This is a genomic window from Nitrospirillum iridis, assembly GCF_014205765.1.
Taxonomy (GTDB): Bacteria; Pseudomonadota; Alphaproteobacteria; order Azospirillales; family Azospirillaceae; genus Nitrospirillum; species Nitrospirillum iridis.
On record NZ_JACIIZ010000004.1, the window covers coordinates 188,509 to 211,652 of the forward strand.

Consider the following 23,144-nt stretch of genomic DNA (forward strand, 5'->3'; position numbering starts at 1 on the left):
GGGGCCACCAGGGGAGTCACGGCTGGGGGATCAGCCAGGCCTCGGCCACCTGATGTCCCCGGCCACTTCCGCCCAGCCCGGGGGGGCGCGTCCACTCCAGGTCCAGCTGGCCATCGCGGATGGCGCCGACCGGGATGTTGAACTCCAAGGTCGCCGGGTTGTTGGGCCGGGGCAGGGCGGCATGGATTTCCACCCCGGTCCCGGCCTTCAGCCGCATGGGCAGGGCATAATCCTCCCCGGCATAGGTCACGCGCAGGGTATAGCGGCGGCCGGGATCAAGGTGGCGATAACGCAGGTGGATGGGCCGCTCATACAGGGTTTCGGCATAGGTGATCCAGGACAGGCGCCAGCCGTCATCCGGGGTGCGGTCGGCGATGCCATCGATGGCGCTGGCGTATAATTCCGGATCACGGTCGAACCCCGCTCCCCGGACCAGGTGCGGTTCGCGCCGGGGATCACCCAGGTCGTCGTACAAGGTGCCCGGCGCCGGTTGCGTCCAGGCGACGATGTCCGCCAGGTCCCGCTGCCGCGTGGCCTCGTCGGGCTGGCGCGCGATGTCGGCGAACCGCCGGGTCAGCCAGACGCGGTCATTCAGGCTGGTGTCCACCCTGTCCAGGTTGGCACCCCGCTCGATGCCCGAGGCGCCGTAGAGCGGGACGCTGAGTTGCAGGCCAACATGGGTCCACAGGCGGTGGGCGAGATCGAACAGCTGGTCGCGCAGGCGCGCAGTCTCCGCGTCGTCGGGCTGGGACAGGGCGGCTGTGGCGGCGGCCATGGCGTCGTGACTGCCCTGGACGGGCGCCTGGGTCAAGGCGGCCATGGCGTCCGTCTGGCGACCCGCTTCCGCTCCCGCCCGTGCGCGGGCGTAGGCATCATAGGTGGCGCGATAGAGCAGCGACTCGAAACGCCAATTGTCCTTCAACGCGGGCTCAGTCGCCAGGGCCTGGAAACCCTGCAGCGTGGCGTTGATGCCGGTGTTTTCCGCGATCGGACCCGTCCAGTTGCGTTCCAACGCCGGGATCAGGGCCGCCAGCCGGTCGTCGGGGCCACCACCCATGAAATAGCGGGCATAGTCGCGCAGCGTCTCCTCCGGCCGGGTGGCGGGCGACCATCCCAGCCGTGTCCACAGCACCTTGTTGACGTCGTCGTTCACCCCCTCCGAATAGGTCATGAAACCGGTGGTCAGGCCGGCAAGGCGGTTGAAGATGAGCGTCTGGTCCCGGGGGCGGGGATTGATCGGCTCCCGCCCCTCCAGCAGGGCGAAGACGGGATCGAATTCGGGCACCGGGAACTGGGCGTGCAGGGTGTGGCCGATGTCGGGATAGAACTGGATGGGGTAGCGGCGGGGGATGCGGGCGCGTTGCACCGGCAGCGGGTCGCGCGATTGCGGCCCGAAGAACACCCCGGTCAGCCAGGCGGGGCGCCTGCTCAGCAGGCGGTAGAAATCTTCATAGAACGCTTGGTCGAAACCCTGGGCCGATACCCACAGCTGGGCTCCGGGGTGGTAGCGCCGCAGGATGTTGGCCTGTCGCTCCAGCAGGGGGAACAGCAGGTTCGGCGGCGTATGCCCCGGGTCGCCGCCCGGCACGTACAGCGCGTGGATGTGGGGGAAGCGCTTTACCAGATCCTCGAACGCCGCCAGTTCCGCCGCCACCGTGGCCGGGTCCGCGTAGTCCTTGCGCATTTCGGGATAGTACAGGTCGCAGTCCAGGCCATACTTGTCCAGCAGCTGGGCGATGCCCAGGACCGTGTCCAGGGCGGGGGCCGGGAATAGCGGGCTGGTGGGTTCGTCATCCGAATCGGGGGCGATCAGTTGGATGGCGTTGGCGCCGAACACGGCCAGGTCGCGGATCTGCTGTTCGAACTGGGCCAGCGTCCAGGCGTCGTACGTGTTGTTCTTGAAGCGATAGCCGATCTGATGGCCACGCTCCGCCTGTGCCGGGCTGGTGGACAGGTTCAGGGGCTGGTCCAGGACGACGCGGCCCGGGGCCATCGCCAGCGTGCGCAGAACGTGGCCGATGCCGAACAGCACGCCCCGGTGGTCGTTGCCCGCGATCACCAGCGTGGCCTGATTTCCCCGCCGTTCGGTTCTAAGGCTATACCCCTCCGGCTTTTTCGCGCCGGTGGCGTGGGTGATGACGATGCGGACCTTGGCTTGGCCGGCCGCCGGGACCAGCGGCCAGCTGACGCCGGTGCGCTTGCTCACCTCGTCCACCAGCATGTCGACGGCGGCCTTCTCAGGCCCGGCGGCATCGGGCGCGACGACGACGGCGGCTGTCAGATCCAAGGCGGGCAGGGGGGAAGCTGCGTCGGCGAAAGGCGCCGCGCCGCCGATGGCCAGGGTGGCCAGCAGCACGGCGGCCCAATGCCGGCTGGTGGGCATTACCGGGTGCGTTCCCACAGGCGGGCCGCACCCCGCACGCCGGAGGAATCACCCCAGCGCGCCGGGACCAGCTTCGCCTCCCAGACGTCGGTGAACATGTAGGGGCGGATGGCGGCGGGCAGGCGGTCGTAGATCTCGGACACGTTGGACAGACCGCCGCCGAAGACGAAAACGTCAGGGTCGACGATGTTGCTCACCAGCGCCAGCCCACGTCCCAGACGGTCGATGAACCGCTCGAAAGCGGCGACGGCTTCCGCCTCACCCCGGCGCATGCTCTGGATGATGGTTTCCGCATCCAGCGCGCGACCGGTGACAACCTTGAATTCCCGGCTGAGGCCGGTGCCCGACACCCATGTCTCCAGACAGCCCTTCTTGCCGCACCAGCAGTCGGGGGCCGGCATCTCATCCGCCTTGGGCCAGGGCAACGAGACGTGGCCCAACTCACCGGCAAGCCCGTTGGCGCCCTCGACCAGGCGGCCGTCGATGACCAGGCCGCTGCCGCAGCCGGTGCCCAGGATGACGGCGAAGGCGGTGTGCGCCCCGGCCGCGGCACCGTCCACCGCCTCGGACAAGGCCAGGCAATTGGCATCGTTGGCGACCCTGACCTCACGACCCAGCGCCGCGCTGATGTCGCTGTGGAAGACACGGCCGTTCAGCCAGACCGAATTGGCGTTGCGCATCAATCCGGTTTGCGGGGAGATGGAGCCCGGGACCCCGATGCCCACCGTTCCCTGCGTTCCCGCCTCAGCCTCCACCCGGTGGATAAGGCGGCAGATGGTGGCAAGGGCAGCGTCATAGCTGCCTGGATTGGGTTCGCGCAGCCGTGACAGGAAACGGCCATTGAGATCCAGGGCAGCGGCCTCAATCTTCGTGCCGCCAAAGTCGACCCCGATTTGAATCATGCGTGCGCCCTCGTGCAAGCCGGCTGGAAATACATGGCGGGCGGTGATACGGCCCCGTGCCCCTGTTCCGGACCCATTGTTATGTTCATCGGAACATACTCATTAAAAAGGCAAAATGAAATAATTAATGAGATCACTCGGCCGCTGTTTTCATCAGCGTCGTCCTGGTTGGCAGCAGCCGGTCGGTGAACGGCAGCAGGGCTGCGCCTATCGCCGGAGCGTCGGTGGAGGTGGCCGCCCGATGGACGGGGACAATGACTGGAACAGTGCCTGAATGCGCCCACAGCCGGTCGTTGATCATCTGCGCCAGTCGGTCAATGAGAGGGGCCGGGAGGCGACCGCCGAAAAACACCGCTTCCGGGTTGATCAAGCAACTGACGGCCAAAATGGGGGTGGTCAGCAGTTCGGCCGCCAGGTCCAGCCAGTCGTTCAGCAACTGCTGGCCGACGCCGTCCAAATCCAGCAGCTGTTCGGGCCGGGTGACGGGCCGCCCACGGGCGGCCATGAAGGCATAGAGCGCGGATAGTGAAACCGCCTCTTCCAAGGTGCTGGCCGATGTGCGGGGGGAGATGATGGGCAGAAACCCCAGTTCACCGCTCCGCCCGTGGGCGCCGCGGAAATACTGGCCGTCGATCACCATGCCGCCGCCCAGTCCCTGGTTTATCAGCACATAGAAGAAGCTGGGATCCCGCAGGCCGTAGCCGAACTGAAGTTCCCCCAGGGCGGCCGCGGCCGCGTCGTTTTCCATGAAAACGGGAAGGGAAACGCTGGCCGTGAACAGGCCGGGGATATCCGTCGTGCTCCAGACATCAAAGCTTTTCGGCCGGTTCGGCAGGTTCACCTGGCCCAGGTCATCGGGAAGCGCCACCCCGACACCGATGATGCGCCGGGGGGGGAACAGCTGGCTGCGCGCCAACTCATCCATTTGGGCCTTGAAGAAGGCATTGACGGCGGCGGGCAGGGGAAAGTCGACTTCCAGGACGGCGCGATGGCGCACCTGGCCCAGCAGGTCCAGAACCACCAGGGTGACGTGGTCGCGGTCCACGTTGACGCCGATGGCGAAACAGCCATCCGGGTTGATCGCCAGGCGCATGGCCGGCTGGCCCCGCGTGCCGTGCAACAGTCCGACCTCCCGGATGAGATCGTCGTTCAGCAGGCGTCGGGTGATGTTGGCGATGGCCGGCGGGGTCAATCCGGTGATTCGGCCCAAATCCGCCCGGGTCAGGGGGCCGCTGACCCGGATGGCCTGTAGCATGACCCGCTGATTGTGATCGCCCGCCCGCTCCAGGTTGGTGCCGGAAAGGCTGGCCCCCAGGGTTGGATGAAGCTCGGGCTGCTGACTGAAGGGCGGCTGCATCCGGCCGAATTCCCTTTTCAATTTGAAATTTTTATTCGCTCCGCATGATGAGACACCGTTGTCAGAGACTCAACGACACATTTGCGCCTGGGCAAAGAAAGTCGCTTGCGCAGTCGCGATGAACGGTTGTGGCGCCCTCGGGGCTGCTAGCGGAGGCCCCTCAGACGGGCCCTCCGCCATCGCGTTGACCGGTGACCCAGGTGCCAAGGACATGCAGATTCGCGTCCAGCAGCACCAGATCGGCCTGGAAGCCCGCCGCCAACTGGCCGAGGCGCCCATCCAGTCCCAGGAAGCGCGCGGGATAGAGTGACGCCATGCGCAATGCCTCCTCCAGGTCCACGCCCAGGAGGCGCATGGTGTTGCGTACCGCCTGCGCCATATCGATGTCGGCGCCGGCCAGCACGCCGTCATCCGTCACCAACCGGCCATCGCGGCGGTGGATGCGGTTGCCGTACAGGGTGAAGCTGGTGGCGTCGGTGCCGGTGGGCGGCATGGCGTCGGTGACCAGCATCATCTTGCCCCGTGGCTTGGCGGCCAGGGCCAATGTCAGCAGGTCGGGATGCACGTGCACGCCGTCGACGATCAGGCCGCACCAGGCGTCCTTCGCGGCCATGGCGGCCAGGGCGATGCCCGGCGCCCGGTTGCCGATGGGTGGCATGGCGTTGAAGAGATGGGTGAAGCCCCTCAAGCCGGCGCGCAGCGCTGCCTGCGTGCGCTCCAGGCTGGCGGCGGAATGACCACCGGCCAAGATCAGGCCGGCGCGCACCAGGCGGGCTATGTCGGCGTCCTCCACCTGCTCCGGCGCCAGGGTCAGCAGCACGCGGCCAAGATCGCCGAAATGACGGGGCAGCGCGGACAGCCGGTCCAGGTCCACGCCGTTGGGGCGGCGGATGTGGTTTTCGTTATGCACGCCGCGCCGCCCGGGACTGATGAACGGGCCTTCCATATGGACGCCGATGACGCCGCCGCCTGGCACAGCGGCCGCTTCGGCGGCCGCCTCGGCGGCGGCCATCATGGTGTTGAGATCATCGGTGATGACGGTGGGCAGCAGCGCGGTGGTGCCGAAGCGACGGTGTGCCGCGGCGATGGCGAGCGCACCGGCGGCGGTGGGCGTGTCGTTGAACAGCACACCGCCGCCGCCGTTGACCTGGGTGTCGATGAAGCCGGGCGCCAGCAGGCTGCCCTCAGGCAGGGTCACCCGCGTCGCCCCCGCCACGGTGGCGACCGCCGGGACGATGTCCAGGATGTCGGGCCCGTTCAGCAACAGGGCGTGGTCGTCCAGCAGCATGTCGCCCGTGAACAGGCGGGCACCGGTCAAAAGGTGGCGCATGTCACACCGTCTCCGTCACCTTGGCGAGGTTGGGGGGAACGTCGGGGTTCAGGCCCCTGTCGGTGGCGACGCGGTGTATGCCCATATAGAAGCTCAGCGTCGCCGCCAGCGGGGCCAGTTCCACGGGAACGCCGGGGACGGTGGGCAGGGGCACGACGCCTGGGACATCGGTGGCGGTGGACAGCACGGTGCCGCCCATGGCGACCATGCGCCTGATCGCGGCGATGGTGGGGGGCAGGGTGACGTCATCCTGCGTCAGGGCCAGGACGGGGAAGTCGGGACCAACCAGGGCCAAGGGGCCATGGATGACCTCGGCCGCGCTGAAGGCGTCGGCCTGCAGACGGCTGGTCTCCTTGCATTTGAGCGCCATTTCTTGGGCCGCCGCGGCACCCAGTCCCCGGCCGATGATGTAGAGGCCGCGGGCCGCCGTCAGGTGGGACAGGCCGGGATACCAGTCCAGCGCCACGGCGCGTTCCATCCATTCCGGCGCCTGGGCCAAGGTCGACACCAGGAGCGGATCGGCCTTCCAGTACGCCACCATCTGCAAGAAGGCGAACAGGGAGGTGAGATAGGACTTGGTCGCGGCGACGCTCTTTTCCGGGCCGGCGCACAGCGGAATGGCGACGTCGACCAGTTGGAACAGGGGGGACGTCTCATCGTTGACGAACGCCACGGTCAAGGCGCCGCCGGCCTTGGCCGCTTCCGTCAGGCGCAGCAGGTCGGGGCTGCGCCCGGACTGCGACACCGTGACGTAAAGCGAGTCTTTCAGCTGCAGGGGCGTCTGGTACAGCGACACCACCGAGGGGCCGATGGACGCGACAGGCAGGCCCAGCCGGGTTTCGATCAGGTACTTGCCGTAGGTCGCGGCATGGTCGCTGCTGCCGCGGGCGCCGGTCACGACGAAGCGGGGCGCCAGGCGGCGCAGTCGGTCGCCCAGGTCCTGGAACAGGGGCGTGCAGCGGTCTATCTGCCGGCGGATCGCGTCGGGTGTCTCGGCGGCCTCGCGGGCCATCAGGGGCGTCAGGGTCATGACAGGGCGCTCTTGGCGATTGGAAGGTGGGTATTGCGGCGGGCCATCAGAAGGGCGCCCTCCAGGGCGTCGCCTTCCGGTTCGACCAGCAGGGACCGGGCCCAAGGGCTGAGCCAGGGGGTCAGCGGGGTGGACAGACCGCCCATCAGGCACAGGTGCGGCGCCCCCAGGGCGTGCAGATGGCGGATATAAACCTCCAGTTCCTTGGCGGCCTTGGCGAGGATGGCGCAGGCGACGGCATCGCCCTGGGCGGCGTGGGCCAGGACATCAGGGGCCAGATGGCCATAATCGGCGGGTCCGGCGTCGTTCACCCAGGCGATGATGGCGGCCGGGGAGCCGCCCAGTCGCTGCCGGACCTGACGGGTCAGTCCGGTTTCGGGGGAGAGGTTGTCATGGGCGCGCAAGGCGACGCGGATGGCCTCGCGACCAATGCTGGCGCCGCTGCCCTCGTCGGAAACCTCGAAGCCCCAGCCCCCGACGGCGTGGCCTTGACCGTTGATCAGGGCATAGCCCGCGCTGCCGGTACCGGCGATCAGGATGGCGCCATCCCGGCCGGAGAAGGCCCCCAGGCAAGCGGTGTGGGCATCGGTTTCGGTGGACAGGCTGGCGAAGGTGGGCGCGGTGGCCCGGGTTCGGACGCGGTCCGCCGGCGTCACGATGCCGGCCAGGCCCATGCCGACATGCAGGCGGGCGAAGGCGCTGGCGTCGAGGCCGGCCTGGGCCAGGGCCTTCTGGATGGCGTCAAGGATGCTGGACCAGGCACGGTCCAGACCCAATCGGATGTTGGCGGGGCCACCCAGGCCCTCGCCCAGCAACAGGCCATCGGCGGTGCGCAGGCGGGCGCGGCATTTGGTGCCGCCGCCATCGACGCCCAGATAAAAGTGTTCGGAGGTCATGAGCATTTTTCGAGAAGAAGCGGATGATCAGGCGAGGGAGGGGGCGGTGGCGGCGGCCTTGCGGCCAACGCGATGGCCGTGGAGGGCGAAGTACAGGATGTAGAGATAGGCCGGCGCCATGAGGCACAGGAAGACGGCCTGGAAGGGGTAGTGCTGCTTCAGTTGGACGAAGAGCTGCGGGATGACCGCACCGCCGGCGATGCCCATGATCATCAGCGCGGACCCGATTTCCGTATGCCGACCCAGGCCGCGTATGCCCAAGGGGAAGATGGCGGGCCACATCATGGCGTTGGCGAAGCCCAACGCCGCCACGCACGCGACCGAGGCATAGCCGTGCGTGGCATAGGCCGCGACCGTCAGGACCACGCCAAGGATGGCCGACAAGGCCAGGTAGCGCTCCTGCGACACCACGCGGGGGATCATCACCAGGCCGCCCAGATACCCGGCCAGCATGGCGGCCAGGGTGAAGGAGGTGAAGAACTTGGTTTCATCCAGCGGCAGGTCGAAGCCATGGCCATAGGTGCCGATGGCGTCGCCGGCCATGACCTCCACCCCGACATAAAGGAACAGGCAAAGGACACCCAGCCAGAGGTGGGGCGTACGGGCCAGGCTGGGCGTGTCGTCCACGGCATCGCCGCCGCCGTTGCTGGACTTGGCCGACACCTCCGGCAGGGGGGAGCGGACGACCCACACCGCCAGCAGGGCCAACAGGGCGGCCATCACCAGGTAGGGAGCGTGGATCTTCGACGCGAAGGCGGTCAGCAGAGCCTCGCGCGCTTCGGGCGTGGGGGCGGCCTGCACCTGCTGGTCCAGCGTGTCGATACCGCTCAGCACCAGGGCGCCGATCACCACCGGCGCCAGCATGCCCGCGAGCTTGTTGCAGATGCCCATCACCGCGATGCGCTGGGCGGCGCTGTCAATGGGGCCGAGGATGCTGATGTAGGGGTTGGCGGCTGTCTGCAGAAGCGACAGGCCGGCGCCGATCACGAACAATCCCGCCAGGGCGCCGGGATAAATCCGAATCGTGGCGAATTCACCGAAGACCAGGGCGCCGATGGCCATGACGAACAAGCCGGCCGCCATGCCCTTCTTCATCCCGGTATACCGCAGCACCCAGGACGACGGGATCGAAAGGAACAGGTACGAGAGGTAAAAAACCATCGGGATCAAGAAAGCGTTAACATCGTCCAGATCAAACGCCAACTTCACGAAGGTGATCAGCGGCCCATTCAGCCAGGTGACGAATCCGAAGATGAAAAACAGCACGCCAATGACGATCATTGGTCCCCGATACTGGTTTGGGGCAGGCGGTGGTTTCACAGAGGCCATGGGCGCTGTCCTTGATCTAGGGTCGAGAATGGGCTGCCGGTCCGCATTGTGGCTGAATTATGACTGGCCGGAGGGGGAGGTCACGGGGAAAGTAACCCGTATGATGCTGATATCCCTCACTTCCACTGCTGCCCGTTGATCCTATCATCGGGGCAAATGACGAATTATGAAAGCAAATTAAAAAAAAATTGACGGCGGGCAGGTTTATCCGGCAGTTTGGGTACCGCTAACACCGCCCGCAGCACTGCTGGCGCGCAATGTAATGGCGTGAGGCGTGCGGCCTCGCCAAAAATAAAATTCAAGCAGGGGAACGAAGACAATGGGAATCCGGAAATATGCCTTGGCGACCACCATGCTGATGAGCATGGGGATGTCGGCTGGTGCGTTGTCGCAAGCCAGCGCAGCAGAAGCCAATGGTGGCGATGAACTCCAGGAAATCGTTGTTACCAGTATCCGTAAGAGTCTTGAGCGTTCCATCGAAGTAAAGCGTGAAGCAAACGCTATCGTAGACGTGATTTCCGCGGAAGGTGTTGGCAAGTTCCCCGACACCAACGTCGCGGAATCGTTGTCGCATCTGCCGGGCATCAGCGTCGATCGCCAGTTCGGCGAGGGCGAGAAGATCAGCATCCTAGGTACCGACCCGGCGCTGAACCGCGTCTTGGTTGACGGCCAGACCATTGGATCGGCCGACTGGGGTGGCAATCCCAACGATCCGAACAGCCGTACGTTCAACTACACGCTGCTGTCGCCGGAAATCATCGATCAGGCCGAGGTCTACAAGTCGACCGAAGCCCGCATCGACGAGGGCAGCCTGGGTGGCACGGTCATCATCCACACCCGCAAGCCGCTGGACCTGGACGCCAACACGATGCGCGCGTCCTTGGGGTATTCCTATAACACCCGGTCGGCCGAAGGGAATCCCCGCGGGTCGCTGCTGTACAGCTGGAAGAACGCCGCCAACAACTTTGGCGTCATGGTCGCTGGCACCTACGACAAGGAAGATCTGTCGCGCGCCGGTATCGAGTTCTTCGGGTATTCGAAGGGCAGCACCATCACCTCCAACCCGACGGTGACGGGCAGCGGCAGCCTGGCCACGGCGACCTACCCGGCCGGCATCAACGCGGCCTATTTCCAGCAGACCCGTGAGCGCCAGGGCCTCCAGGGTGCCATCCAATACCAGCCGACCGACACGCTGGACCTGAACCTGTCTGGTATTTACATCCACGGCAACTACAACAACTTCAGCCAGTCGCGCTTCATTTACCCGGCGGCCAGCACCAACGCCTTCACGGCGGTGACGTTGAACAACGGCCTCATCACCGGTGCCACGCTGGGCAACGGCGCCTACACGGAACTGGACACGAACTACCGCAAGACCACCGTCCAGACGGCCCGCGTCAACTTCGCCGGCACGTGGACGCCAACGGCGGATTGGAAGGTCGTCACCGATGCGGGCTTCACCCGCGCCTATGGTGGCAAGGACCCGGAATACCTGCTCTCGTTCTATTCTTCGGCGCCCTACAGCTTCTCCTATGATGGTTCCAAGACCAGCGTGACCTATGCTGGCGGGTCTTCCGCCGCTGACGATATGACCACCAAGGCCACTGGCCAGCAGGTTGGCGGTATCGCCGCGCAGATGAACACGGACCAGGAAGCCTACTTCCAGCAGGACGTCACGCATGACGTCAATTGGGGTCCTCTCAGCAGCGTGCAGGCCGGTGTGAAGTACACCGACCACATGAATTCCGTCCGCGCCTACGGTAGCAAGACCTACTCCAACGGGTCGGTCAGCCTCAGCTCGCTGGGCGCCAGTTCCATTCCCACCGACCTGTTCGATGGGCTGGACGCCAGCGGTGACTTGGTCAAGTTCTCGACCATCAGCAAAGACGCGGTCATCAAGTACCTGGACTCGCTGAACACCACCTACTACCGCGACTATGGTTCCGAGTATAAGGTGACGGAGGCCAACAGCGCCGCCTACGTCCAAACCAACTTCAAGGGTGACAAGTACCGCGGCAACCTGGGTGTCCGGTATGTGCACACGGCGGACGACATCAAGTATTGGGACTCGCCTGACAGTGGAAAGACTTATGACGGTGTGACCCAGACCAGTCGTTATGGTCGTTTCCTGCCGTCGTTCAACTTCGCCTATGACGCGGCCGACAATGTGGTCGTGCGTTTCGGCGCCGCCGAGGTGGTCGCCCGTCCCCGTTACGCCGACATGGCCGGCGCCTTCTCGAAGGACGACACCCAGCACACCGCCAGCGGTGGCAACCCCAACCTGAAGCCCTACGAGTCCAACAATTACGACCTGTCGGCCGAGTGGTACTTCAACAAGGACTCGCTGGTTTCCGGTGAATTCTTCTTCCGCCAGATTTCCTCGTACATCGTCACGACCACGACGACCCAAGTTCTGGCGGATAACACCCATGGCGGAACGGCCTCTTACGACGTGTCGCATCCCGTGAACTTCACGGATGCCAACGTGAAGGGCTTCTCCGCGATGTTCCAGACCAACATCGCCTATGGCTTCGGTATTCAGTCCAACTATACCTACGCCATTGCCGACACCAGCAACGGCTACAACATGCCGTATCTGTCGCGTCATACCTACAACATCATCCCGTATTACGAGGATGGCCCCATCCAGGCGCGTGTCAGCCTGGGCTGGCGTTCCAACTATTTCACCAGCATCGGCCGGTTGGCTTCGAACAACATGACCGACAGCTATATGCAGCTTGATTTCTCGACCACGTACAGCATCAACGACAACCTGCAGGCCACCTTCAACGCCTCCAACCTGCTGGATGAGATGTACTATCAGTACAACAACACCAAGGCGGCGCCGATCGGTTACTACCGTAACGGCAGCGTCTACTCGATCAACATGTCCTACAAGATGTAAGCCTTCCTCCCCCTGGGCCGTCGCCGCGCGTTTTGGCGACGGCCCATTCTTTTTCAAATTAAAGAAAAAATTTGGCAGAATACGTCCATCGCGTTCGCGATTGGCTTGGGTCCGTCTCCGTTCCAACAGCAGGGTGGAGGCCAATGGCAAGGAGCCCCGGGGTGCTGGGATCAGATACAAGAGCGGCTCAGGTCTTCCGGCCCCCGGTTCTGGTTCCCGTGCCCTGTCGTGTACCGCCCACCATGGCCTCCACCCGGCTTGGCCCGGATAGTCCCCGACAGTTCCGCGGCCCCCTTGCCGGTGCGCGCGGCGGCGATGGCGCGCCCGCCCTCCAATTGGATGGCCGCCGTCTCATCATCGCCCTCGACAATCGGGCCGGTTTGGCCACCATGTCCGCCGATACCATGCCTGAGACTGGGCTAGACCCGTCTCCGCTAAGGCGCCCGTCCCGCCTTGATTCCAAGCAACAGCCCGTTACGGAGAGCAAGCCATGACCTGCCGTTCCCCCGGTTCGATCATTCGGGCGCGCGTGCGCGCCGGCCTGATGGCGGCGGCCATGGCGTTGGTGACGCCCATGGTCGTGGCCGCCAAGCCGGTGCCCGCCGACGCGACCGCGCCCACCGCCGACACCGTGTCCCCCGCGCAGATCGATGCCCAGTGGCAGAAGGCCACGGCCAAGCACGCCCCGGAACGCGCCGCCGAACTGAAGCGCGTCGCGGAAGGGGACGGGCAGGGGCCCTTCCGTCCGGACTGGGCGTCGCTGAAGGCCTATCAGGTGCCGCAATGGTATGCGGATGCCAAGTTTGGCATCTTCATCCATTGGGGTCTGTACTCGGTGCCCGCCTTTGGCAACGAGTGGTATTCGCGCAACATGTACACCAAGGGCAGTGCCGCTTACGAACACCATATCCAGACCTATGGGCCGCAGGCGAAGTTCGGTTACAAGGACTTCATTCCCCTCTTCACAGCGCAGAAATACGACCCGCAGGCGTGGGCCTCGCTGTTCCGTGCCGCCGGCGCCCAGTATGTCGTGCCGGTGGCGGAGCATCATGACGGTTTCGCCCTATACGCGACCAAATTGTCGGATTGGTCGGCGGTGCGCATGGGCCCCAAGCGAGACCTGATCGGCGATCTGGCCCGGGCCGTGCGGGCCCAGGGACTGCATTTCGGCCTATCCTCCCACCGCGCGGAACACGACTTTTTCTTCGATGAAGGGCGCAAGATCGCCTCTGACGTCAATGATCCGCGCAACGCCGACTTCTATGGCCCCGCCCAGCTGCGGGTGAAGGAGAAGGGGACGGACGATGCCGACGTGTTTGGCGATTTCACGCCCGTGTCGCAGGGCTGGCTGGACGATTGGCTGTCCCGCTCGGCTGAACTGGTGGACCTCTACCATCCCGATCTGATCTATTTCGACTGGTGGATCAGCCAGCCCAACTTCCGCGGCACGCTGCCCAAGTTCCTGGCCTATTACTACAACACCCAGGCCAAGCTGGGCGGTTCCGCCATCGTCAACTACAAGGTCGGTGCCTTTCCGGAGGGCGCCGGCGTGCTGGACATCGAGCGCGGTCAGCTGCCGGGTATCCAGCCCCGCGTCTGGCAGACCTGCACCTCCATCAGCAACGACAGCTGGGGCTTCATCGAGAACGACACTTATAAGACCCCGCTGGCGCTGATCCATCTGCTAGCCGACGTCGTTTCCAAGAATGGCAACCTGTTGCTGAACGTCGGGCCGCGCGCCGACGGCAGCATCCCGCAGGCGGCGCAGGATACCCTGACCGCCATGGGCGGCTGGCTGAAGGTGAACGGCGAGGCCATTTATGGCACCCGGCCGTGGCACCAGTTCGGCGAAGGCCCGACCGAGGTCGCCAGCGGTTCCTTCCAGGAAGGCAAGGCCAAGCCGTACACGGCCCAGGATTTCCGCTTCACCACCAAGGGTGATGCCCTTTACGCCATCGAGCTGGGATGGCCGGCGGATGGCGCCACCGTCATCCACGCGGTGAAGGCCGATGACCATGTCACGTCCGTCACCCTGCTGGGGGCCAGCGGCCCCACGCCGCTGAGCTTCCGTCAGGAGGACGACGGCCTGCATCTGGTCTTGCCCAAGCAGCCCAGCGGCGACTTCGCCTACGTCTACCGCATCGAGACGCGCTGATGCCGGCGCCGCCCCGGGACCCATCGTCCCGGGGCCCGGCGCCCCACCGACAACCTCAAGGAGACTTCATGAAACGCCTGCTGGGAATTCTGGCCGCTGGCCTGTCGAGCCTCGCGCTGGTCTGCGCGGCGCCGTCCATGGCGGCCGCCAAGGCGCCGACGGCCTTGTTCTATATGATGGAAACCCAGAAATCGATTAACTCGTTCGAGCAGCACATCGACAAGATCGACTTGCTGGTGCCGACCTGGTACGGCGTCGACCAGAACGGGATGCTGTATGGTCAGCCCAATCCCTACGTGCTGAAACTGGCCCACCAGAACAAGGTGCCGGTGATGCCCATCGTCTCGCCGGTGGACAAGCAGAAGTTCCATGAGTTGATCACCAGCGAGGTGGCCAAGAAGGCCATGATCTCCGCCCTCGTGCAGCAGGGCAAGGAACACGGCCTGGTTGGCTATCAGTTCGATTTCGAGAACATCGTCTGGACCGACCGCGACGCCTTCACCCTGCTGATCAAGCAGACGGCCGACGCCCTGCACGCGGCCGGCATGAAGCTGTCCATCGCCGTCGTGCCCAACGCGCCTGGCCATGCCGGCCGGGGCCCGTTTTCCAAATGGATGTGGGAATACTGGCGCGGGGCGTTCGACTACAAGGCCATCGCCGACGCGGTAGACCTGTTCTGTCTCATGACCTATGACGAACACACCCGCTGGACGGTGCCGGGCCCGGTGGCCGGCATGCCCTGGGTGATGGAACACCTGAAGTACGCCCTGCAGTACGTGCCGAAGGAAAAGCTGTCCCTGGGCATTCCGCTGTACGGCTACCGCTGGTACACCGACAATCCGGTGAAGCCGGATGGCACCGAGGCGTCCAACATCGCCGGCGCCTACTTCGATGCCGATGAATCCATCCCGATGGCCAAGCAGTATGACGCCAAGATCCAGTGGGATCCGGTGGAACATGAGGCCTTCTACTATTTCTACCGCGACCAGATGCGGGAATGGGTGTTCATGCCCGAGGCCCGCAGCTTCCATGACCGTTACGCCCTGGTGAAGGAATACGGCCTGGAAGGCTTCTGCTCCTGGGTGCTGGGGTCCGAAGATCCCAAGGTCTGGGATGAGCTGCCGAAGTCGCAGCGGTAGAGCGTAATAGGTGATGAGCGGGATGCGGTCACAGATGATCGCATCCCGCTGTAAGGCATAGAGGGAGAGCGTCAGGGTGAAGGGACTGGGATTGCGGGCCGCGCTGGCGGCACTGGCCATGGCCTTGGGTGTGCCGTCGATGGCATCGGCGGACGACGGGGCCCCGCTGCCCATGATCCCCCTGGCGGCGGAGGTTCTTCCGGGCCAGGGCGCGTTCACCGTGTCGGCGGGGGCGGTCATCGCCGTCCCGGCAGGCGATGCCCAGGCCCGGTTCGCGGCGTCCCAACTGGCCGACATGGTGCGGCGGGTGCGGGGCCTGAACCTGGTGGTGCGGGAGGGCGGCCAGGGGGCCGCCATCACCCTGGCCATACGGCCCGACGCGCCCGTCGCCCAGGCGGAGGGTTATGCCCTGCGCGTCACCGCCCAGGGCATCCGTGTCACCGCCCGGGACGAGACAGGTTTGTTTTATGGCGCCATGACGGTGGCCCAGCTGCTGACCCCCGAGGGGGCGTCGGGGGCCGACCAGGGCCCGGCGACGGTGGCTGCCCGGGAAATCCGTGATTGGCCGCGCTTTTCCTGGCGCGGCATGATGCTGGACGTGGCCCGCCACTTCCAGCCCTTGGACAGCGTCAAGGCCCTGGTCGACCAGATGGCCGCCCATAAGCTGAACCGCCTGCACCTGCACCTGACGGACGACCAGGGCTGGCGGCTGGAGATCAAGCGCTATCCCGAGCTGACCAAGGTCGGGGCCTGGCGCACGCCGCCCACCGCCGGCGGGCCGGCCAATCCGGACGAACGGTGTGGCGGTTTCTACACCCAGGACCAGATGCGCGATCTGGTGGCCTACGCGGCCGCCCGCCATGTGACCGTGGTGCCGGAAATCGACATGCCCGGCCATGCCCAGGCGGTCATGGCCTCCTACCCCGCCATCGGCGTGACCGGCGAACGGCCCAAGGTGGCGGTGGATTGGGGGGTCAACCCCTATCTCTTCAATGTCGACGAGGGCAGTTTCACTTTCATCCAAGGGGTCTTGGATGAGGTGATGGCCCTGTTCCCCTCCACCTACATCCATGTCGGTGGGGATGAGGCGCTGAAGGACGAATGGAAGGCCTCCCCCCGCGTTCAGGAACGCATGCGGGCATTGGGCCTCAAGGACGAGAACGCGCTGCAGACCTGGTTCATCGAACGGGTGGGCCAGTACCTGGCCGCCCATGGCCGGCGCATGATCGGTTGGGATGAAATCCTGGAGGGCGGCATCCCGCCCACAGCCACCATCATGTCGTGGCGGGGCATCAAGGGGGCGGTGGACGCCGCCCGCATGGATCACGACGTCATCCTGTCCCCGGCCCCCACCCTGTACCTCGATAGCCTGCAAAGCCGCCGGAATGATGAGCCGGCCGGCCGCCTGGCCATCGTCGGCCTGGCCGATATCTACGCCTATGACGCCATGCCCGCCGAACTGGACGCCACCATGGCGCGGCATGTGCTGGGCGCCCAGGCCAATGTCTGGACCGAATACATGATGACGCCGTGGCATGTGACCCACGCCGTCTATCCCCGCATCGACGCCCTGGCGGAAGGGCTGTGGTCGCCCAAGGAACGGCGCGACTGGCACGGGTTCCTGGCGCGGCTGCCGGCCCAGCTGGCCCGCTACCGTCACCTGGGCGTGGATGCGGCGGACAGCGCCTTCGCCGTCGATTTCACGGTGGAGGGCGGCGCCAACGCGGCACTCGCCGCCGGGGCCGCCACGGTCGCCCTGTCCAATCAGGCCGGATTCGGCACCATCCGCTACACGACGGACGGCAGCGCGCCGACCGTCGCGTCCCCGCGTTATGAGGCGCCGCTGCGCCTCACGCCGCCGGCTGTCATCGACGCGGCCGTTTTCAGCGACACCGGCCAGCTGTTGGCGGCCCCCCGCCACTATGACCTGACGGCGGAGGCGTTGCGCACCCGGCAGAGCGGCGAACTGGCCGCGTGTCCGCAGGGCGAAATGGGCTTGCGCGTGCCGCTAACACCCGACGCCACCGGGCGGTCCCCCGTGTTCAACGTCAACCTGTTCGACACCTGCTGGGTCTATCCCAAGGCCCGCCTGGATGGCGTTACCGGGATCATGGTGCGCGCCGCCCGCCTGGCGCGCAATTACGGCCTGGCGCATGACATCGTGAAGGTGCGCAGCCATCCCGCCACCACCCCGGATGGTGAACTGGTGGTGCGCATGGACGGCTGTGACGGGCCGGTGGCCGCCACCATCCCCTTGCCGCCGCCGTCCCAGGCGCCCGCCCAATTCCCCCTGACCGCGCGCCTGCCCGTCACGGTCGGTGAGCACGATTTGTGTCTGACATACACTGCGTCCATCCAGGGGCCGCTGTACGCCATCGGCAGCGTCACCCTGCGGACCGAACCATGACCAAGCCCACGCAGCACCAGAGGAAATCCGCGATGCCACGCACCCGCCTCCCGTTCCGCCCCCTGTCCTTGGTCCTGGCCCTGGTTCTGGCGGCCCCTGGCCTGGGGCGCGCGGCGCCGGTGGTGCGGGAACTTGACCAGGGTTGGACCTTCCGTCTGGCGCCGCAGGACCCCGCCGCCAAGGCCCACGCCGCCGAGACCCAGTGGCGCGCGGCGCGCGTGCCAGGGGCGGTGCAGACCGACCTGTTGGCCCTGGGCCGCATCGCCGATCCCTTCTACCGGGATGCGGAAGCGGGTTTGCAGTGGATCGGCTTGGCGGATTGGGATTACCGCACCACCCTGACGGTGGACGAGGCGACGCTGCGCCATCAGCATGTGGACTTGATGTTCCAGGGGCTGGACACCTTTGCCGATGTCAGCCTGAACGGCGGTGCGATCCTCTCGGCCGACAATATGTTCCGCACCTGGCGCGTGCCGGTGAAGACCGCGCTGCGGCCGGGCGCGAACACCCTCACGGTGGCGTTGCACTCCCCCATCGCCAAGGTGCAGCCCTGGCTGCTGAAGCAGCCCTATGCCCTTCCCGGCGAGTTCGACAGCGCGTTTGGCGATGAGCCCGCGGGCAAGCAGACCTCCAATTACGTGCGCAAGGCCAACTACCAGTACGGCTGGGACTGGGGCCCCCGCTACGTCACGCTGGGCATTTGGCGGCCCGTGCGGCTGGAGGTCTGGGATGGGCCCCGCCTTTCGGATTTCCATATCGACCAGCGCAAGGTCGATGCGGGCTCGGCTGTGCTGGAGGCGCAGGCGGAGATCACCGCCGACCGTAGCGGCCCTGTGCGGGTCACCGTCACCGCGGTGGCGCCCGATGGCACCACCCTGCCGGCCGTCAGCCAGGATGTGACGCTGGACGCCGGCGCCAACCATGTCGAACTGCCCATCCGGGTGGAGCATCCGCAGCTGTGGTATCCCGTGGGCTACGGCGCCCCGGATCTTTACACTTTCCACGTCGAGGTCAGCGACGGCGCCGAGGTGGTGGCGTCGGGCACCCGCCGTACCGGCCTGCGCCATGTCGAACTGCGCCGTGCGCCCGACCAGTGGGGCAAGAGTTTCGAGTTCGTGGTGAATGGCATCCCGGTTTTCGCCAAGGGCGCCAACCTCATCCCCATGGACAGCTTCCCCAGCCGTGTGCCGCAGGAGACGGCGCGGGCCCTGCTGCAATCCGCCCGTGACGCCAACATGAACATGCTGCGCATGTGGGGCGGTGGCCATTACCAGGATGACGCCTTCTACGACCTGGCCGACGAGATGGGGGTCATGGTGTGGCAGGACTTCATGTTCGGCGGCGCCATCACCCCCTACGACGTCGCCTTCCGCGAAAGCAGCCGGGCGGAGGCGGTGGATCAGGTCAAGCGCCTGCGCGACCACCCCAGCATCGTCCTGTGGTGCGGCAACAACGAGGTGCAGACCGGCTGGGAATCCTGGCCCGACCGCCAGCAGTTCAAGGACAGCGTCGCCCCGGCGGAGCGGGAGCGCATCGTCACCGGCATGACCGTGCTGTTCGGCGATGTGCTGCGCGGCGTGGTCGCGAAGTACGCCGGCGACGTGCCCTATGTGGCCAGCACGCCCAGCACCGACTTCGACGGCCCCGCCGACCAGATGGACGATGGCGACAAGCATTATTGGAAGGTGTGGTCCGGTTCCGCCCCGCTGGAGGATTACCTGGACACCACGCCGCGCTTCCAATCGGAATACGGCCTGCAATCCTTCCCGGTCATGGCCACGGTCCGGGCCTTCGCCAACGCCGACGACCTGGCCAGCCCCAATTCCCCGGTCATGCGGGCGCATCAGAAGTTCGCCAACGGCAATGGCAACGACCGCCTGCTGTTCTATATCCGCAAATATTATGGGGAGCCCAAGGACTTCGCCTCCTTCGTCTATCTCAGCCAGGTGATGCAGGCCGAGGGCATCCAGATGGCGGCGGAGCATCTGCGCGCCTCGCGGCCACACAGCATGGGGTCGCTGTACTGGCAGTTGAACGACGTGTGGCCCGGCGCCTCCTGGTCCAGCGTCGATTATTTCGGCCGGTGGAAGGCGCTGCAATTCCACGCCCGCCGCTTCTACGCGCCGCTGCTGGCGGCGGCGCAACGGCATAACGGCAAGACCGAGGTGCATCTGGTCTCCGACCTGACGACGCCGGTGGACGCCCAGTGGCGCCTGCGGGTCATGGACATGGACGGCACCGTCCGGCAGGAGCGCGTGACACCAATCACCCTGGCGCCGTTGGCCAGCACGGATGTCGGCACCTTCGATGACGCGGCCTTGCTGAAGGGGGCGGATCCCAAGCGCACCGTCGCCGTGGTGGAACTGCTTCAGGGTGGGCAGCCGGTGTCGCACGAGGTGGTCTACTTCGCCGACGCCGTGGATCTGGCGCTGCCCGATCCCGGCATTACGGCGGAAGTGTCGCCGTCCGCCGGCGGCTATGTCCTGACGCTGAAGGCCGGGAAGCTGGCCCGTGGCGTTTGGGTGGAGTTCGGTGAGCAGGACGCCACCCTATCCGACAACGCCTTCGATCTGCTGCCGGGCCAGAGTGTCGTCATCGCGGTGCGCAGCGCCGCCGATATCGCCACCCTGCGGCGCACCCTGGTGGTGCGATCCCTCGCCAACGCCACCAAGGGGGGGCGGGCATGATCCGTCGCCTCTCGCTGGCGGGCGTGGCGCTGCTGTCGCTGGCGCCCGCCGCCGGGGCCCAGACGGCCGACAGCGACGCCCTGGTGAGCCGCATGACCCTGGCGGAGAAGGTCGGCCAGATCCAGAGCGCGGCACCGGCCATCCCGCGCCTGGGTCTTCCCTCCTACGAATGGTGGAACGAGGGGCTGCACGGGGTCGCCCGCGCCGGATATGCCACCGTCTTTCCCCAGGCCATCGGCTTGGCCGCCACCTGGGATGCCGACGTGCTGCGCCGGGTGGGCGACACCGTCTCCACCGAGGCGCGGGCCAAGTACAACGCCGGTGGCGGGGCTAAGGCGGATCACGACCGCTACCAGGGCCTGACCATCTGGTCGCCCAACATCAACATCTTCCGCGATCCGCGGTGGGGGCGGGGGCAGGAGACCTACGGCGAGGATCCCTATCTGACGGGGCGCCTGGGCGTGGCCTTCATCCAGGGTATCCAGGGGCCGGATCCGGCCCATCCCAAGGCCATCGCCACCGCCAAGCATTTCGTCGTCCATAGCGGGCCGGAGGCCGGACGCCACGCCTTCGATGTCGATGTGGCGCCCCATGATCTGGAGGCCACATACCTGCCGGCCTTCCGGGCGGCGGTGACGGAAGGGCAGGTGGGCTCCATCATGTGCGCCTACAACGCGCTGCACGGGACGCCGGTCTGCGCCGATCCGGAGTTGCTGAACGGCAGGCTGCGGCGGGATTGGGGCTTCAAGGGCTATGTCGTGTCCGACTGCGACGCGGTGGACGACATGACGCGCTTTCATCACTATCGCCCCGACAACGCCGCCTCGGCCGCCGCCGCGCTGCTGGCTGGCACCGATCTGAATTGCGGTGGTGGCGGTCGCTACGCCTATGCCGATCTGGGCGCCGCCGTCAGCCAGCGCCTGGTCACGGAAGGGGCGGTCGACCAGGCCGCCCGCCGGGTCATGGCCGCCCGCGCCCGGTTGGGCGCTTTCGCGGCCACCGATCCGTACGCCGACATCGGGACGGAGCGCATCGACGATCCCGCCGCCCGCGCCCTGGCGCTGGAGGCGGCGCGCAAGTCCATCGTGCTGTTGAAGAATCGCAACAACGCGCTGCCCTTGGCGCCCGGGGTCAACCTGGCGGTGGTGGGCCCCAACGCCGATGCGCTGGGTGTCCTGGAGGCCAACTACCACGGCACCATGGTGGAGGCCTACACGCCGCTGGCCGCCCTGCGCATGGCGCCCGGGGTGGGCACGGTCCGCTACGCCCAGGGATCGACCTTGGCCGACGGGGTGCCCGTGCTGGTGCCGGAGACCGCATTGCGGACGGGGGCCGGCAGCGGGGCGGAGCCCGGCCTGACCGGCGACTATTTCGACAACACCGATTTCAGCGGCGAGCCGCGTCTGACGCGCACCGATCGCACGGTCGATTTCGACTGGGACAAGGTGCCGCCCGTGCCAGGGATGGATGCCGGCCGTTACGCCGTGCGCTGGACCGGCCTGCTGGTGCCCCCCGGGGCGGGCGATTACACGCTGGCCGTGCGGGTGGACCGCTGCTTCGATTGCGCGGGCCATGACGCCATTCGCCTGTACCTGGACGGCCGGCTGGTGCTGGACGATCCCGGCACCGGCAAGGATGGTGACCTGACGGTGCGCCTGCATGCCGAAGGCACGGCCCCGCACCGCCTGCGCCTGGAACTGGTGCACAGTGGCCAGGACCAGGGCGTGCGTCTGCAGTGGCTGGCCCCGGCGGACGTGCAGCGGGTGGAAGCCGTCGCGGCGACCCGGGGCGCCGACGCCATCGTCGCCTTCGTCGGTTTGTCGCCGGACTTGGAAGGGGAGGAGCTGGGCATCGCCGTGCCGGGCTTTGATGGCGGTGACCGCACCGATATCGATTTGCCCCAGCCGCAGCGGCAATTGCTGGAGGCCCTCGCCGCGACCGGCAAGCCCCTGGTGGTGGTGCTGATGTCGGGCAGTGCCGTGGCATTGAATTGGGCGCAGGATCACGCCGACGCCATCCTCGCCGCCTGGTATCCGGGCGAGCGGGGAGGGCGCGCCATCGCCGAGACGCTGACCGGCGCCAACAACCCATCGGGCCGCCTGCCCGTGACCTTCTACCGGTCTGTGCGCGACCTGCCGCCTTTCGTGGATTATGCCATGACCGGGCGGACGTACCGCTATTTCCAGGGGACGCCCCTCTATCCCTTCGGCTTCGGGCTCAGCTATACCCGCTTCACCTATGACGACCTGACATTGTCCGCCGAAGCGCTGCCGGCGGGCCAGCCGCTGACGGCCACCGCCATGGTGCGCAACGTCGGCGACCGGGGCGGCGAGGAGGTGGTGCAACTGTACGTCACGCCGCCGTCGACGCCACTGGCGCCCCGGCGCCAGCTGGTCGGGTTCCAGCGCGTGCGCCTGGAACCGGGGGAGAGCAAGCGCGTCACCTTCCAGGTGCAGCCCCGCGACATCAGCGCTGTGGATGCCGCCGGCAATCGCGCGGTGGAGGCTGGGCGCTATCGGATTTTCGTGGGCGGCGGCCAGCCGGACTTCACCGCCGGCATGGAAAAGTCCTTGGACGTCCAAGGCCGTCAGCCGCAAGCGAAGTGAGGCACAAGCGAAGTGAGG

13 protein-coding genes are annotated in these 23,144 nt (G+C 66.5%); 6 read left to right on the plus strand and 7 right to left on the minus strand.

Features of this window, described 5'->3' with window-relative positions; all coding sequences use genetic code 11:
• Positions 1-16 precede the first annotated feature (16 nt).
• The 7 genes from FHS74_RS08390 to FHS74_RS08420 all read right to left on the minus strand — a co-directional run bounded on the left by FHS74_RS08390 (position 17) and on the right by FHS74_RS08420 (position 9,179).
• On the minus strand, positions 17-2,383 hold the full coding sequence (locus FHS74_RS08390; RefSeq protein WP_184799397.1) for a beta-N-acetylhexosaminidase family protein: 2,367 nt from the start codon (positions 2,381-2,383) through the stop codon (positions 17-19).
• Complete coding sequence (locus FHS74_RS08395; protein WP_184799399.1) at positions 2,383-3,285, minus strand: ROK family protein; 903 nt, start codon at positions 3,283-3,285, stop codon at positions 2,383-2,385. Before FHS74_RS08395 ends, FHS74_RS08390 begins: the two co-directional genes overlap by 1 nt.
• A gap of 133 nt (positions 3,286-3,418) precedes the next feature.
• Positions 3,419-4,642, minus strand: a complete 1,224-nt coding sequence (locus FHS74_RS08400; RefSeq protein ID WP_184799401.1) for an ROK family transcriptional regulator — start codon at positions 4,640-4,642, stop codon at positions 3,419-3,421.
• Positions 4,643-4,802: 160 nt separating this feature from the next.
• Positions 4,803-5,972 carry an N-acetylglucosamine-6-phosphate deacetylase gene (gene nagA, locus FHS74_RS08405; RefSeq protein WP_184799403.1) on the minus strand — a complete coding sequence of 390 codons (1,170 nt, stop codon included), beginning with the start codon at positions 5,970-5,972 and terminating at the stop codon, positions 4,803-4,805.
• Position 5,973: 1 nt separating this feature from the next.
• On the minus strand, positions 5,974-7,002 hold the full coding sequence (locus tag FHS74_RS08410; protein WP_184799405.1) for an SIS domain-containing protein: 1,029 nt from the start codon (positions 7,000-7,002) through the stop codon (positions 5,974-5,976).
• A complete protein-coding gene (locus FHS74_RS08415) occupies positions 6,999-7,898 on the minus strand; it encodes a glucosamine kinase nucleotide-binding domain-containing protein (protein WP_211106184.1) in 900 nt (299 codons plus the stop codon). The genes FHS74_RS08410 and FHS74_RS08415 overlap by 4 nt, the downstream gene beginning before the upstream one ends.
• A 27-nt stretch (positions 7,899-7,925) precedes the next feature.
• Positions 7,926-9,179: a sugar MFS transporter gene (locus FHS74_RS08420; protein WP_246463003.1), complete on the minus strand. Its 1,254-nt coding sequence runs from the start codon at positions 9,177-9,179 to the stop codon at positions 7,926-7,928.
• A 400-nt stretch (positions 9,180-9,579) separates the two neighbouring features.
• Here FHS74_RS08420 and FHS74_RS08425 point away from each other — a divergent pair, with 400 nt between their 5' ends.
• The 6 genes from FHS74_RS08425 to FHS74_RS08450 all read left to right on the plus strand — a co-directional run bounded on the left by FHS74_RS08425 (position 9,580) and on the right by FHS74_RS08450 (position 23,126).
• On the plus strand, positions 9,580-12,132 hold the full coding sequence (locus FHS74_RS08425) for a TonB-dependent receptor (protein WP_246463021.1): 2,553 nt from the start codon (positions 9,580-9,582) through the stop codon (positions 12,130-12,132).
• Positions 12,133-12,622: 490 nt separating this feature from the next.
• On the plus strand, positions 12,623-14,287 hold the full coding sequence (locus tag FHS74_RS08430; protein WP_184799411.1) for an alpha-L-fucosidase: 1,665 nt from the start codon (positions 12,623-12,625) through the stop codon (positions 14,285-14,287).
• 68 nt (positions 14,288-14,355) lie between these two features.
• Positions 14,356-15,426, plus strand: coding sequence for a glycosyl hydrolase family 18 protein (locus FHS74_RS08435; RefSeq protein ID WP_184799414.1), 1,071 nt, complete (start codon positions 14,356-14,358; stop codon positions 15,424-15,426).
• Between the two features lie 76 nt (positions 15,427-15,502).
• Positions 15,503-17,833: a family 20 glycosylhydrolase gene (locus FHS74_RS08440; RefSeq protein WP_343066889.1), complete on the plus strand. Its 2,331-nt coding sequence runs from the start codon at positions 15,503-15,505 to the stop codon at positions 17,831-17,833.
• Between the two features lie 32 nt (positions 17,834-17,865).
• Entirely contained in the window at positions 17,866-20,520 is a 2,655-nt protein-coding gene (locus tag FHS74_RS08445) for a beta-mannosidase (RefSeq protein ID WP_246463004.1), read from the plus strand.
• Complete coding sequence (locus FHS74_RS08450; RefSeq protein ID WP_184799417.1) at positions 20,517-23,126, plus strand: glycoside hydrolase family 3 protein; 2,610 nt, start codon at positions 20,517-20,519, stop codon at positions 23,124-23,126. Before FHS74_RS08445 ends, FHS74_RS08450 begins: the two co-directional genes overlap by 4 nt.
• The last annotated feature ends 18 nt before the right edge of the window (positions 23,127-23,144 follow it).